This is a genomic window from Streptomyces sp. 3330 (genome assembly GCF_031456635.1).
Taxonomy (GTDB): domain Bacteria; phylum Actinomycetota; class Actinomycetes; order Streptomycetales; family Streptomycetaceae; genus Streptomyces.
The window spans coordinates 155,662-169,450 of sequence record NZ_JAVDVA010000005.1 but is presented as its reverse complement, the minus strand read 5'-3'; the positions used below and the strand labels follow the sequence as shown (position 1 = coordinate 169,450).

At 72.6% G+C, this 13,789-nt stretch carries 13 protein-coding genes; 7 read left to right on the top strand and 6 right to left on the bottom strand.

The annotated features are described in order from the left end of the window. Positions 1-93: 93 nt before the first annotated feature. Together J2X68_RS10940 and J2X68_RS10935 are read right to left on the bottom strand one after the other, a co-directional pair. Positions 94-837, bottom strand: a complete 744-nt coding sequence (locus tag J2X68_RS10940) for a response regulator transcription factor (protein WP_310432260.1) — start codon at positions 835-837, stop codon at positions 94-96. Beyond that, a complete protein-coding gene (locus tag J2X68_RS10935) occupies positions 834-2,162 on the bottom strand; it encodes a PspC domain-containing protein (RefSeq protein ID WP_399039694.1) in 1,329 nt (442 codons plus the stop codon). Before J2X68_RS10935 ends, J2X68_RS10940 begins: the two co-directional genes overlap by 4 nt. A gap of 644 nt (positions 2,163-2,806) precedes the next feature. Between J2X68_RS10935 and J2X68_RS10930 the strand changes: the two genes are divergently transcribed. Next, positions 2,807-4,084 (top strand): PspC domain-containing protein, encoded by a 1,278-nt coding sequence (locus J2X68_RS10930; RefSeq protein WP_310432462.1) that lies wholly within the window; start codon positions 2,807-2,809, stop codon positions 4,082-4,084. Then, positions 4,071-4,316, top strand: coding sequence for a hypothetical protein (locus J2X68_RS10925; RefSeq protein WP_310432258.1), 246 nt, complete (start codon positions 4,071-4,073; stop codon positions 4,314-4,316). The genes J2X68_RS10930 and J2X68_RS10925 overlap by 14 nt, the downstream gene beginning before the upstream one ends. Positions 4,317-4,688: 372 nt before the next feature. On the opposite strand, the gene J2X68_RS10920 is transcribed toward J2X68_RS10925, so the two are convergent. Together J2X68_RS10920 and J2X68_RS10915 are read right to left on the bottom strand one after the other, a co-directional pair. Next, complete coding sequence (locus tag J2X68_RS10920; protein WP_310432257.1) at positions 4,689-5,225, bottom strand: DoxX family protein; 537 nt, start codon at positions 5,223-5,225, stop codon at positions 4,689-4,691. Between the two features lie 177 nt (positions 5,226-5,402). Continuing rightward, positions 5,403-6,692, bottom strand: coding sequence for a hypothetical protein (locus J2X68_RS10915; RefSeq protein WP_310432256.1), 1,290 nt, complete (start codon positions 6,690-6,692; stop codon positions 5,403-5,405). Between the two features lie 202 nt (positions 6,693-6,894). Between J2X68_RS10915 and J2X68_RS10910 the strand changes: the two genes are divergently transcribed. Next, a complete protein-coding gene (locus J2X68_RS10910) occupies positions 6,895-7,818 on the top strand; it encodes a DUF4429 domain-containing protein (RefSeq protein WP_310432255.1) in 924 nt (307 codons plus the stop codon). 240 nt (positions 7,819-8,058) lie between these two features. Here J2X68_RS10910 and J2X68_RS10905 read toward each other — a convergent pair whose 3' ends face one another. After that, on the bottom strand, positions 8,059-8,853 hold the full coding sequence (locus J2X68_RS10905) for a class II aldolase/adducin family protein (RefSeq protein ID WP_310432254.1): 795 nt from the start codon (positions 8,851-8,853) through the stop codon (positions 8,059-8,061). Between the two features lie 109 nt (positions 8,854-8,962). Between J2X68_RS10905 and J2X68_RS10900 the strand changes: the two genes are divergently transcribed. Both J2X68_RS10900 and J2X68_RS10895 read left to right on the top strand, forming a co-directional pair. Continuing rightward, complete coding sequence (locus J2X68_RS10900; RefSeq protein WP_310432253.1) at positions 8,963-9,589, top strand: hypothetical protein; 627 nt, start codon at positions 8,963-8,965, stop codon at positions 9,587-9,589. Between the two features lie 56 nt (positions 9,590-9,645). Further along, positions 9,646-10,119, top strand: a complete 474-nt coding sequence (locus J2X68_RS10895; protein ID WP_310432252.1) for a pyridoxamine 5'-phosphate oxidase family protein — start codon at positions 9,646-9,648, stop codon at positions 10,117-10,119. Between the two features lie 30 nt (positions 10,120-10,149). On the opposite strand, the gene guaA is transcribed toward J2X68_RS10895, so the two are convergent. Then, positions 10,150-11,730, bottom strand: coding sequence for a glutamine-hydrolyzing GMP synthase (gene guaA, locus J2X68_RS10890; protein WP_310432251.1), 1,581 nt, complete (start codon positions 11,728-11,730; stop codon positions 10,150-10,152). 342 nt (positions 11,731-12,072) lie between these two features. Here guaA and J2X68_RS10885 point away from each other — a divergent pair, with 342 nt between their 5' ends. Together J2X68_RS10885 and J2X68_RS10880 are read left to right on the top strand one after the other, a co-directional pair. After that, complete coding sequence (locus J2X68_RS10885) at positions 12,073-12,354, top strand: chorismate mutase (RefSeq protein WP_310432250.1); 282 nt, start codon at positions 12,073-12,075, stop codon at positions 12,352-12,354. Positions 12,355-13,109: 755 nt separating this feature from the next. Beyond that, positions 13,110-13,742, top strand: coding sequence for a hypothetical protein (locus J2X68_RS10880; protein WP_310432249.1), 633 nt, complete (start codon positions 13,110-13,112; stop codon positions 13,740-13,742). Positions 13,743-13,789: the final 47 nt, after the last annotated feature.

Below are 13,789 nucleotides of genomic sequence, written 5' to 3'. Positions count from 1 at the left end.
CGCGTGCGGCGGGCCTGCGTAAGGCGGGCCTGCGTGAGGCGGGTCCGCGTGAGGCGGGTCCGCGTGAGACCCGCCCGTGTGAGGGGCCGTCCGTCACACCAGTCGTCGTGCCGTCGCCCAGCGGGTCAGCTCGTGCCGGTTGGACAGCTGGAGCTTGCGCAGCACCGCCGAGACATGCGACTCGACCGTCTTGACGGAGATGAAGAGCTGCTTGGCGATCTCCTTGTAGGCATAGCCCCGGGCGATGAGCCGCAGCACCTCCCGCTCGCGCTGGGTGAGACGGTCCAGGTCCTCGTCGACCGGCGGGGCGTCCGTCGAGGCGAAGGCGTCGAGGACGAACCCGGCGAGCCGCGGAGAGAACACGGCGTCGCCCTCCTGCACCCGGAAGATGGAGTTCACGAGGTCGGTGCCGGTGATCGTCTTGGTGACATAACCGCGGGCGCCTCCCCTGATCACCCCGATCACGTCCTCCGCCGCGTCCGACACGGACAGGGCGAGGAAGCGCACCGGCTGCTCGGCGTCGGCCATCAACGAAGCGCACCGGCGCAGCACTTCGACCCCGCCGCCACCCGGCAGATGGACGTCGAGGAGGACCACCTCGGGGCGGGTCGCGGTGATCACCGTGACCGCCTGGTCGACGTCCGCCGCCTCCCCGACGACCTCGACGCCGGTCTGCTCGGTCTGGCCGATCTCGGCCTGTACTCCCGTACGGAACATGCGGTGGTCGTCGACGAGGACCACGCGCACATGGCGTCCGCCCGTGCTGCCGGAGGACTGCGCCGGCTCGGCCGCCTCCGCCGCTCCCCCTGTGCCGTTCGTGTCGGTCGGGTCGCTCATGACGTCTTCTCCGCCCTCTCCATCTCCAGTTCGACCTCCGTGCCGCCGTCCGGGACGGCCCGCAGTCGCGCGGTGCCCCCGTGACGTTCCATGCGGCCGATGATCGATTCTCTGACGCCCATGCGGTCGGCGGGTATCGAGTCGAGGTCGAAGCCGGGTCCGCGGTCCCGGACGGACACGAAGACCGTTCTGCCCTCGACTTCGGCGTAGACCTGCACGGCGCCGCCCTCGCCACCGTACTTGGCCGCGTTGACCATCGCCTCACGCGCGGCCTGCATCTGTGCCCCGATCCGTTCGTCGAGCGGGCAGTCGCCGACGACGACGACCTCGATGGGGACGCCGTGCTTGTCCTCGACCTCGGCGGCGTTGCGCCGCACCGCGTCGGCGAGCGTGGTCGGCTCGTCGGCCTCCTCCTTGCCGGTGCCCTCGGGTTTGTAGAGCCAGGTGCGCAGGTCGCGCTCCTGGGCGCGGGCGAGGCGGCGCACCTCCCCGGCGTTCTCCGCGTTGCGCTGGATCAGCGTCAGGGTGTGCAGCACCGAGTCGTGGACATGTGCGGCAACCTCCGCGCGCTCCTGGGCCCGGATGCGCATCAGGCGCTCCTCGGAGAGATCCTGGGTCATGCGGACCAGATAGGGACCGGCGAGGAGCGTGATGCCGACGAGGACGGCGAGGGCCGCCTGGAGCACGGAGCCGAGGTGGGCGGCGGAGCCCTGGAGGACGAAGATGCCGGAGACGCCGGCCGTGACGAGGAGGACGCCGGCGCCCGCGCGCAGGAGCGTGAGCGTGCGGCGTCTGCGGCCCACCTCGACCCAGCGGGCCCGGCGCGCGTTGTCCGCCTGGCGCCAGACGAGGGCGACGCCGGCGCCGACGAGGACGGCGGGCAGCAGATAGGCCTTGGCTCCGCTCCCCAGATTCACGTTGCCCACGAACACCATGGCGACGACGACCATGAGGAGCAGCGCGACGATCTGCCCCTTGTCCGGCTTGCGCGCGACGAGCCTGCGACGGCCGTCCGGCGCGGTCTCGGTGCCGACGAGCGCCGGGGGCTTCTGGCCTCCGACGCCGCCGACCCCGAGCGGCACGAAGAACCAGAAGGCCGCGTAGAGCAGGGCGCCGAGACCGTCCGCCATGAACAGGCCGACGAAGACGAGCCGCACCCACACCACGGGCAGCCCGAGGTGCCCGGCGAGCCCCCGCGCCACGCCACCGAGCCAGCGTCCGTCACTGCTGCGGTAGAGCTTGCGCGGCGGCCGCGGTTCGACGAGTGGGACTGCTGCGGCTTCCGGCATGCCAACGATGGTCACACGGCCGCCGGCCCCGGGCATCAGGGTTCGCCCCCGAGACGCCCCTGATCTACGAGCTGCTCGCCCGTCGAACGTCTCCCCCGCCTCGGGTCAGGGCCGATATCAGGGTCCGACCAGGGTCGTTCCGACTGCCGCGAGGGCGGCTCGCCCGCCACCATGGACTCATGACAGATCACCAGCACGCCGCGGACGCCGTGCCCGACGGGGGCACCGCGCCCGACGCGGCCGCCCCGTCCTCCGGCGCCCGGGGCGCCGCGGGTGAGGAACCGCGCACGCACGAGCGGGCGGACGCGCACGCGGAACAGGGGGAGGCCGCCGGACGCGGCCCGTCGCAGAACCCCGGACCGGACGCGGACGAAAGGACCGTGATCGAGGCGGCCACCGAGGCCGCGACAGCCGCCGCGGCGGCGGCCCGCACCGGCGCGGGAACCGATGGCGGAACAGGACCCGAGAGCGGCTCGCCGGAGGGGAACCGGCAGCCGGACGGAGGCCGGGGACCGGACGGAGGTCTGGGACCGGACGGAGGTCTGGGACCGGGACAAGGTCACGGGACGGCTGGAGGCGGCCCGGGGCCGGGAGCGAGCCGGGGTACCGGTGAAGGCCAGGGGCCGGGCGGGGGCCAGGGATCAGGCGGCGGCCGGGGGCCGCGGGGAGGCGAGGCGGCGATCGGGCCCTCGCCCAGGTTCCGGCGGGACCGCGAGCACAAGGTGCTCGCGGGTGTGTGCGCCGGCCTGGGGCGGCAGTGCGACATGGACCCGGTGATCTTCCGGATCACCCTCGCCGTCCTCTCCGCGACCGGCGGCATCGGCCTCATCTTCTACGGCTTCGCCTGGCTCTTCGTCCCTTACTCGGACGACGAGCAGAACGAGGTGCGCAAGCTCCTGACCGGCCGGGTCGACGGCCAGGCCCTGGCGGCCGTGCTGTTCGCGCTGGTCGGCTGCGGCGTGTTCCTGTCGATGCTGAACAACGGCAGCGTGCTGACCTTCGCCGTCGTCGTCTCCCTCCTCCTGGCGGGGGCCGGTTACTGGTCGAGCCACCGGGACTCGTCGGACCCGGACCCACTGGCCGCGCAGGCCGTCGCCGACGCCCCGCCGGAGGCCCAGGCTCCGCCGGTCCCCTCCGCCTACCCCTCGTGGTGGCGCGATCCCATCGTCAAGGACGGGACACACGACGGCGGTACGGGCTATCTGTGGGGCCCGTGGGACGCCCGCGCCCGGGACATCACGGCGACCATCGACGTCGACCTGGTCGGCCACACGAGCCGCCCCGAGGACATACGGGCCCCGCGCAGGCCGTACACCGCACCGCCCGGCCCGCGCTGGATCGGCGGCTGGCTCTTCCTGCTGGCGGGGCTCGCGGCCGCCTTCGTCACCCGGCTCACCTGGGACGACCACCCGCTCGGCACCAGCCTTCAGGCGGGACTCGCGGCCGCGCTCATCGTGCTCGGCCTGGGTATCGCGGTCAGCTCGTTCCTGGGGCGGACCGGAGCGGGATCGGTGTTCCTGGCGATCGTCACGGCGGGTCTGCTGGCCGGGACGACCGTCCTGCCGAAGGACATCGGGACGCACTGGACCGACACGGTGTGGCAGCCCGCGGCGGTGGCGGACGTCCGCGCGGCCTACGACCTGGGCACCGGCGACGGCACCCTGGACCTGTCCCGGCTGGACCTCGCGAAGGGGCAGACGGTGAGCACCAACGCCGAGGTGGGGGCGGGTCGCCTGCGGGTGGTCGTCCCGCCGGACGTGACCGTGAAGGTGAGGATCGACGTGGGGCTGGGAGACATCCAGCTGCCGGGCGACGACGAGAAGGACGTGGACGTGCAGCCGGGCAAGCACAAGGAGGTGACCCTGTCGCCGGTCTCGGGCGGCAAGGACGCCGGGACCATCGACCTCGACCTCCAGGTCGGAGTGGGACAGGCGGAGGTGGCCCGTGCTGCGTCATGAATTCCGGCCCGGCAGGCTGGTCGCCGGTGTCTTCTTCACCCTCGCGGGCGTCATCTACGCAGGTGACGCGGGCGGTCTCTGGGACACGCCGTGGTTCGTCGTGATCCCGGTCGTCACGGCCGGCCTCTGTCTTGCGGGCGCGACGGGCGTCGTGGCGAGGAGCATACGCAGACGACGAGCCCCCTCCCGCCGGACCACCCCGGCCGGGACCGGCCCGGACCCGACCACCTGACCGGCCCGGACCCGGCCGCTTGAGCAGACCGGACCCGACCGCCCGAGCGACGGGGCCTGACCGGCAGACCCACAGGCCGGGAGGCCAACCGGTCACGTCGAAGGCCTGTCACGTCGAACGCGGGCCGCCTCGACGGCAGGCCACCCCACCTCGCGGCCACGCGCCGAAGGGAGCAGCCGGCCGGGCGTCCGTCCCACCTGCTGCCCCTGCCCTGCCGGGGGCCGGGGTCCCGACCCGAGGCCGGGGTCCTACCTGGGGCGGAGACCTACCGAAGCCGGGGCCCCACCCGTAACCAGAGCTCTACCCAGGACCAGGGCCCCACCCGGGGCCGGAGCCCCACCCGGGACCGGAGCCCCACCTAGGGCCGGAGCCCTACCGGGCCATGGCCCCCGCTCGCTGGCGTCGCCTGGAGCGCCAGGCGGCGTCGAGTGAGAGGACGGGAGCGCCGGCGAGGACCAGGGGCAGCCAGGCCATCAGGTAGGCGAGGTCGTTGCCGTAGTAGTACGGGTCCGAGGCCCAGCTCACCGTCAACCACAGGCTGAGCGAGATCAGCGCGCCGCCGAGTGCGGCGAGCCGGGTCAGGACGCCCAGCAGGGTGCCGATCCCGACGGCGAGCTCGCCGAGGGCCATCGCGTAGCCGAAGCCGACCGGGCTCTTCAGGGCCATGTCGACCAGGGCCGGAATGGCCGAGGAGTCGCGGACGGCGCGCATGGTGTCGCCGATCGAGCCGGCGCCGCTGTCCTTGAGGAAGGCGCCGTCGGTGAGTTTGTCGAGACCGGCGTAGATGAAGGTGACGCCGAGGAAGATGCGCAAGGGAAGGAGGGCGTACCGGGTGGCGGTGTCCCGCCAGTCGCGGCCACCGCCGTCGAGATAGGGGGGGTAGGTATCCGTCCGCATGCCGTGAGTCATCGCCCGTAGCCGCCTCTCGCCCGGAGTGGTGGGACCCCTCACCAGACCATACGTACGAAATGGGGGGTGTGCTCAACTGTTTGCACGAGCTCTGGGCACCACGGGTTCACTTCGCCCCGACGATTCACTCCGCTCGTCCGCGCACCCGGGGCCGAGGGGCGCGGCACAGCCCACGGGTCAGTCGGTGACGTCGATCGCGTACCGGTTCGTCTCCGCTCCCGCGGCCGTGACGACCTGCACGTCCACCCGGCCCGGTTCCACGTCCGCCGGGACGGGGACGGTGAGGATGGCGTCGGTGGGGTTGCTGAAGCCGCCGGTGACCGGCACGAGCGGGACATGGACGTGGACCGGGCCGATGCGGACGACCATGCGCGAGAGCCGGTCGGCGGTCTGGGCGCCGGGCGGGACGAATCCTGCGCCGCGGATCTCGATGTCGTCGCCGGTGCGGATCGGGGCGTCGAGGTCGCCGGCCTCGCGGGAGCGGACAACGGAGAGGATGACGGGGCGGCCGCCCTCCGCGTACTTGCCGGCCAGGTAGGTCGCGGCCGACACCAGGACGACGACGGCCAGGCCCCAGGGCAGGTCGGGCAGCTGGTCCGGGCGGCGGGCCAGCCGGACAGCGGCGAAGGCGAGGGCGACGGCGCCGATCACGACGTACTGGATGTCGGCGAAGGTGCCGCGGCCGGCGTCGTCGGTCAGCAGGTCGGCGGCCCGGGGGCGGTGGGCGCGGACCTTCTGGAGCCGCTGGCTGAGGACCCGCAGTCCGACCACCCGGCGCACCAGCACGGCGATCCCGCAGACGACGGCGAGGACGGTCACCACACCGGCGCCGCGGGAGAGGTCGAGCCCGGCGAGCAGCGCGTCGCGTTCGGCGTGGCCGGAGGCGGCGGCGAGCCGGCCCACCAGGACGAGCACCGCGTAGGCCACGAACAGCACCCAGCCGACGGCGACGGCACGGGAGGTGGAGAGGCGGTTGTCCTCGCCGATCACGGGGGCGAGGGCGCCGCCGCGCGCCCGGTGGAACCAGGAGGCGGCGGTCAGCGCGCCGGCGACGACGAGGGCGGCGAGGAGTCCGGCGGTGCGGGCGTCGGTCCAGCCCGCGCCGATGGCGGTCAGGGACTGCACCAGCAACAGCGCCACGACCGCCACCCACACGGTGACGGCCGTGCGGAGCCACAGGCGGGACAGCCATGCCTCGCCCTCGGCGCGGCCGCGTTCGGCGACGAGTTCCGCGGACTGGGTGAGCTCCTCGGAGACCCACTGGCGGGAGGCCGAGACGGAGTGGGCGACGGCGGCCGGCAGACCGTGGCCGGCCGCGAAGCCGTCCCGCTGCACCAGGAACTCGGCCACCGCTCGCCGGTGTCCCGCGCGGGCCCCGTGCGGGCAGTCCCCGCAGGTGCAGCCACCCTCGTGGGCACCCGGTCCCCTGCCCGACTCCGTGCCCTGTCTCGCCTCCTGCACCGCCATGTCCGACGCCCGCCTTCCCCACGACCCGATCGGATGGCGGCCCTCGAAGGACCCTGTATGGGTCCCGGCCGCCGCACTGTGAACAACTCCCCCGCAATGACAGCGAATTGTGCCCTACGGCACACCCCCTTGTTCCCGGCAGGTCCGGTCAGCGCGGGTGAAGCGGGCAGGGCCGTGTTGACCCGGCTGCGAGAATTTCCGTATGGCCGAGATCATCCAGCGTGACGGGACCTGGGCCTTCGACGGCACATCGGTCAGGATCACCCCGGGACTCCACCGCTCCGTACCGCTGTTCCGGCAGACGTACGGGGAGATCACCGTGCCCCTGGAGGCGGTCGCCGGGATCGTCTACGAGCCAGAACGCAGGCGCGGACGGCTGCGGATGCGGCTGCGCGAGGGGGCGGATCCGCTGCTGCACGCGACCGGGGGGCGGCTGCCCGATCCGGCCGATCCCTACCGGCTCACCGTGGACGTGGACCGTTCCGGGGTCGCCGAGTACCTCGCCGAGGAGATCCGGCACGCGCTGCTGCTCGACCAGGTCCCGGGCGAGCCGACCAAGGCCTATCTCCTGCCGGGGCCGCCGGTTCCGGTCTCCGTGCGTTCCTCGGACGGCACCGTCTCCTTCGACGGCACCCAGGTGCGGATCGACTGGGCGGACACCTCGGACCGGGTGAAGCGGGCGACGGGCCCGCGCATGATCAACATCGGGGATGTCGTGCGGGTCGAGTGGCTGCCCAACTCCGGTCTGGAGGACGGTTTCCTGCGGTTCGTGACCCGGGAGACGGTGTTCTCGAAGCTGCCTGCCGAGAAGGACCCGTACGCCCTGGATCTGTGGGGGAACGTGAGCCGCGACCTGTTGACGGCCCTGGTCGCGACCGCGGTCACCGCGCGTCTCCCGCACCCCTCCGCCCGCGCGGGCGCGGAGCGGGAACCCGCGCGCGAGCAGGACGGCGCGTACGGGGACGCGACCCGGGGGCGGGGGCTCGCGGCATCCGTCCCGCCTCCGTCCGACCACCACGACGTACTGCTGCGCCGCCTGCGCGAGTTGGGCGAGCTGCACCGGGACGGGGTGCTCACGGACGAGGAGTTCGCCCGGACGAAGGCGGTCGTCCTGCGCGGCTTCTAGGACGCGACCACCGCCACACCTCGCCGGCGCACGTCACCGACACCCCTCGCCGGCGCACGTCACCGGCTCACTTCTCGGGCGCACGTCACCGGCGCACGGCCCCTCGGACTTCCTCTCCGGGACGCGACCACCGGCCCGCCCGCCGCCGGGACACGGCGTCCGGGACGCCGCGTCGCCCGCGCCCACAGCATCCGGGGCACGGCCTCCCGTGTCTCGGCGCACGGCCGCCAGGGGCCGACGTCAGCTCAGGAGGTCCGGTTCTCCTCTGCTGATGTCCTGCCACAGGGGCTGGTAGTTGATCCACGCCACGAGGTCGCCGCCGAGTTGTTCCCGGGTCGAGACCGCCGCCCGGTGGTCGATGAGGACGGGCCGGCCCGCCGCCCGCGCGGTGAGCTGGACCTGGCTGGAGCGTTCCATCGACAGGAACCACCAGGCGGCCGCGTCGACCGAGTCGCCGACCGTCAGCAGCCCGTGGTTGCGCAGCACGAGCGCCTTGCGGGAGCCGAGCGCGGACGCGATACGCCGTCCCTCCTCCGCGTCGACGGCCACGCCGGTGTAGGCGTCGTAGAGCGCGTGGTCCTCGTAGAACGCGCAGCTCTCCTGGGTGATCGGGTCGAGCAGCTCGCCGAGCGCGGCGAGGGCGCGGCCGTGCACCGAGTGGCAGTGGGCGACCGCGACGACGTCCGGGCGGGCGGCGTGGACCTGGGCGTGCACGGTGAAGGCGGCCTGGTTCACGTGGTAGCGGCCCTCGACGACCTGTCCCTCGGCGTTGACGAGGACCAGGTCGCTGACGGTGACGTGCTTGAAGGGCATCCCGAACGGGTTGACCCAGAAGCAGTCGTCGAACTCCGGGTCGCGGGCGGTGATGTGCCCCGAGACGCCGTCCTCGAAGCCGAGCCGCCCGAAGATGCGTACCGCGCCCGCCAGCCGTTCCTTGCGGTGTCGGCGTTCGTCGTCCACCGAGTCGTGCATCGGCGGCATGGCGAACTGAAGCCGGTCGGTGGGCAGTGGGGCAGGCGGCGTGGGCCCGTGCATCGGTCCTCCAGCACTGGTTGCTTTACGACGCGGAAGTTACCGCCGGTCAGTGCAAAAGGGCAGAGCCGTTATGTAAAGATGACGATTTCCGTCACCTTCGGAGCACACCGTGAGTCTCACCGACCGCCACATCACCGCCCTCATGCGTCAGATCGCGACGCAGAACGCCGTCGAGCTCGTCCACCCCTTCGCGGAGCTGGAGACGTTCGGGTCGCTGGTCTACGTCGCCGAGTGCTACGGCTTCCGGTACGAGAGCGTGCGCCTGGTCGGCAAGCACCGCATCATGCACGTCCAGCTGGTCCGCGACGCCGGCCCCTGGGCGCGGCAGCGCGCCGCGGCGAACTCGGCGGCCTTCCCCGACCCGGGCCCCGGCCGCCCGGTGCCGGGCATGTACCTGGGATCGCTCACCCCGGTCCCCGAGGTGCAGCCGGAGGTCGACGTGATCAACGCGCTCATCCGCCACGACGCCCTCGGCGCGGCCGCCAACCGCAAGCAGCTGCTGGCCATCGGCTGGGGCTCGGCGGCGCTGTTCCTGCTGATGGCCGTGCTGACCGGCAAGTACGTCGTCCTGCTCCCGCTGGCCGTGCTGATGCCGCTGTTCATGGTGGGCTCCCTCCGGATCAACGCGAGCCGGCGGGCGAAGCTGGCCCAGCGGCTCACGGCGGCCGGCTGCACGCCGGTGCGGGACGCGGCCGGGCTGGAGCGGTACGTCCGGCCGGTCCCGCAGGGCTTCTGACCCGCGGTCGGCGATACCGGACAGCAGACGTCGGGTATCGGGGCCACACTCGCCGTATGACAGCGAACTGGGCGGCCTTCGCCGCAGCCGAACCCGCACTCGCGAAGACCGCCGAGGAGCGCTTCGGCGCCTTCACGCACCACGTCCTCGCGACGCTGCGCAAGGACGGCTCCCCCCGCACCACCGGCATCGAGGTCCGTTTCCTCGGCGGTGAGCTGTGGCTCGGCATGATGCCGGGCTCGCTCAAGGCCCTCGACCTGCGCCGGGACGCGCGCTTCTGCCTCCAGGCCAACCCCGGCGAAGGCACCGGGATGGGCGGGGGCGACGTACGGGTCGCGGGCCGGGCCGTCGAGGTGACGGACGGGGACGCGCGGGCCGCGTACGTGGAAGAGGTGGAACCGCCGCAGCCGTTCCACCTCTTCCGCACCGAACTGACGGAGGTCGTACGGACCTGCGTCGAGGACGACACGTATCTGGTCGCCCAGGTCTGGCAGCCCGGAGAGCCGGTGCGCACGCTCAGGCGGACCTGAGCGCCTCCCCCGCCGGACGGGCCCGCCGGCCTACTCCCACTCGATGGTGCCCGGGGGCTTCGAGGTCACGTCGACGACGACACGGTTGACGTCGCGCACCTCGTTGGTGATCCGGGTGGAGATCTTCGCCAGGACGTCGTACGGGAGACGCGACCAGTCGGCCGTCATCGCGTCCTCGGAGGAGACCGGGCGCAGCACGATCGGGTGGCCGTAGGTGCGGCCGTCGCCCTGCACGCCGACGCTGCGGACGTCCGCGAGGAGGACCACCGGGCACTGCCAGATCTCACGGTCGAGACCGGCGGCCGTCAGCTCCTCACGGGCGATCGCGTCGGCGTCGCGGAGCAGGTCCAGACGGTCCTTGGTGACCTCGCCGACGATCCGGATCCCCAGGCCGGGGCCCGGGAACGGCTGGCGCTGGACGATCTCCTCCGGCAGGCCGAGCTCCTGGCCGACCATGCGGACCTCGTCCTTGAACAGCTTGCGCAGCGGCTCGATCAGCTGGAACTCGAGGTCCTCCGGCAGCCCGCCCACGTTGTGGTGGGACTTGATGTTCGCCGTGCCGGTGCCGCCGCCGGACTCGACGACGTCCGGGTACAGCGTGCCCTGGACCAGGAACTCCACCGCCGGGCCGGCGTCCGCGATGATCTCCGCCTGGGCCTGCTCGAAGACCCGGATGAACTCGCGGCCGATGATCTTCCGCTTCTCCTCGGGGTCCGAGACGCCCTTGAGGGCGTTGAGGAAGCGCTCCTCCGCGTCCACGACCTTCAGCTGAACGCCGGTCGCGGCCACGAAGTCCTTCTCGACCTGCTCGGTCTCGCCCTTGCGCATCAGACCGTGGTCGACGTACACGCAGGTCAGCTGGGAGCCGATGGCCTTCTGGACGAGGGCCGCGGCGACCGCCGAGTCCACGCCGCCGGAGAGTCCGCAGATGGCGCGCTTGTCGCCGACCTGCTCACGGATGGCCGCGACCTGCTCGTCGATGACGTTGCCGGTGGTCCAGTCGGGGGTGAGGCCCGCGCCGCGGTACAGGAAGTGCTCCAGCACCTGCTGGCCGTGCGTGGAGTGCATGACCTCGGGGTGGTACTGGACGCCGTACAGCTTCTTCTCGTCGTTCTCGAAGGCGGCGACCGGGACGACGTCCGTGGAGGCGCTGACGACGAAACCCTCGGGGGCGGCGGAACAGGCGTCACCGTGCGACATCCACACGGCCTGCTCGTCCGGGGTGCCCTCGAAGAGGGTGGAGGCCGAGCGGGAGACGTGCAGCTCGGTGCGGCCGTACTCACGGGCGCCGGTGTTGTCGACCGTGCCGCCGAGGGTCTGCGCCATCAGCTGGAAGCCGTAGCACATGCCGAAGACCGGGACACCGGCCTCGAAGATCTCGCGGTCGAGGCGGGGGGCGCCCTCCTCGTACACGGAGGAGGGGCCGCCGGAGAGGATGATCGCCGCCGGGTTCTTGGCGAGCATCTCCCGGACCGGCATGGTGCTCGGCACGATCTCGCTGTAGACCCGCGCCTCGCGGACTCGACGGGCGATGAGCTGGGCGTACTGCGCGCCGAAGTCGACGACCAGGACGGTGTCGGGGGCGGCGGCAGTAGGGGTCGCTGATGACACGGGGGCCTTCCGGCGGTGGGGCGGGGTCTCTGTGTGACCCGATTCTACCGAGGTGGACGTGGGACCGGTCCCGGCACCGGGACCGGCACCGCGTCTCAGGATGCGAACCGCCCCGAGAACCGCCTTGGAGCTCACCCGGCGACCCTGCATACTGGCCCCATGCTCACGCACCCGACCTTCCTCTTTACCTATGGCAACCGGCCCACCGGCTGCCATGGTCGTGCTGCTTGAGCAACTGACGAGCGACTTCCCAGGCGCCCCGGGCCGACAAGGCCCGGGGCGTCTGCCGTTCTTCCCGGGTCCTGCCGCTCCGGGGCATCCGTGACCACCACAGGAGCCCCCATGACCACCATCGACCTGACCGGCGCCCGCACCCCCGAGGCCGCCGACGTGATCACCGGCGCCCGCGAGCGCATCGACTCGCTCGACGATCGGATCATCGGTCTGATCCAGGAACGGATGGCCGTCTCCGCCGTCATCCAGGAGGCGCGGATCACCTCCGGCGGCCGGCGCGTGAACCTCTCCCGCGAGATGGAGATCCTCGGCCACTACCGGGACGCCCTCGGCAAGCCCGGCACCTCCCTGGCGATGACGCTGCTCGAACTGTGCCGGGGCCGCGTCTGAGGTCGGGCGTCAGTTCGCCCCCCTCGGTCGCCTTCTCACCCGTACGGGCGCGTGACCGCCTCCCGGACGGCTTCGTTGGTCCCGGTGTCCGTTCCAGCCAGGGGCGGGCCCGGAATAACCACGCGTGGCTCGCTGGAGCGATGAGGCGTACGGATCGTGCCGTGCGCCGTGGGACCTCGCTCCGGACAAGTGACCGGACGGCAGGGGACAGCAGCCCGGTCACCCAAGAGAACGGCCGGCCTCGGGGACGCCCGGGGCCGAGCCGACCGGCGAAAAATGCAAAAATGCACAAGGGCTGGGTCAAACGGTTGCGGGCGCCGCGCTCATCCAGCACGATGCGTAGAAAGCCCCGAACAGCCCCAAGTCCCCCTCCGGGCAACCACCTTCCGTGTGCTGCCCGCACTGCCGAAGGTCCAGGCCAGCGGCGCGACCCCCCGGCGCCGCTCCCAGGCACCGGCGCTGCCCTGACGCCGGTGCTGACGATAGAGAAGGGCCTCGCGGATCCGTCCCGCGGGGCCCTTCGTCATGTTCCCGCACACCTGCGCGACCGGGCGCACGCCCGCCGCCGGACGCACGCCCGCCGCCGCCGGACGCGCCCCCGGGGCGACCGGACGCCCGCCCGGGGCGACTCGATACGGGGGCCCCTGCTTGTACGGGAGGCGGAAATGAAGCGCCTATACGCGAGACCGGCGTGAAGCGCGAGTGATTTCCGAATGCTTTCACCAGCCTTTCACGCCATAAACATATTCAGCCTCGTGGCGTCGCCCGACGCCTCTCGGCTCGAGGTCGGCCACGACTACGTGATCATGTTCGCCCGCTTCTCCGACGGAGCCTGGTCGCCGCTGGGTTCGGGCGGCGCCCTGCCCTACGACCACGGCCGGGTCGGCGAGGGCGAGTTCCAGGGGGAGACGGTCACCGCCGACGCCTACCGCTCGACGTGGAAGGAGCGGCTGGTTCCCGGCGACGAGGAACCGATGGCCTTCCGGACCGCGGGGAAGCCGGCCGCCGGCGTCCAGGAGATCCTGCGGAGCGCGACTCCCGACGCCACGGCCGCCCGGTACTTCGCCCTCGACCCGGCCGCCCGGTACCAGAAGGTCGCGGGAGCGGGCGAGCCGGCCGACAGCTTCTGCTCCGTGGCCGCGCCGCTCGCCGTGTCCGAGGACAGCCGTCTCACGCCGGACGAGCTCGCCGCCGTGCTCACCGACCTCGCCGATCTCGCCGGACCGGCCGGGAAGGGCGCCTCGGCGCTGCGCGGGTACGCGGCGTCGCTCGAAGCCGGCGCCGAGGGCTCCGCGTCGGTCGACGACACCGCCCGCGAGGCCTCGGCCGCCAGGATCGAGCAGGAGTGCGGGACCGACGTGGGAGAGCTTCTCCCGACGGACACCTAGGCCGCAGCGAGCGCAGGCGCGAAAGCGGGCGCAGGCGCGGGGTCCGA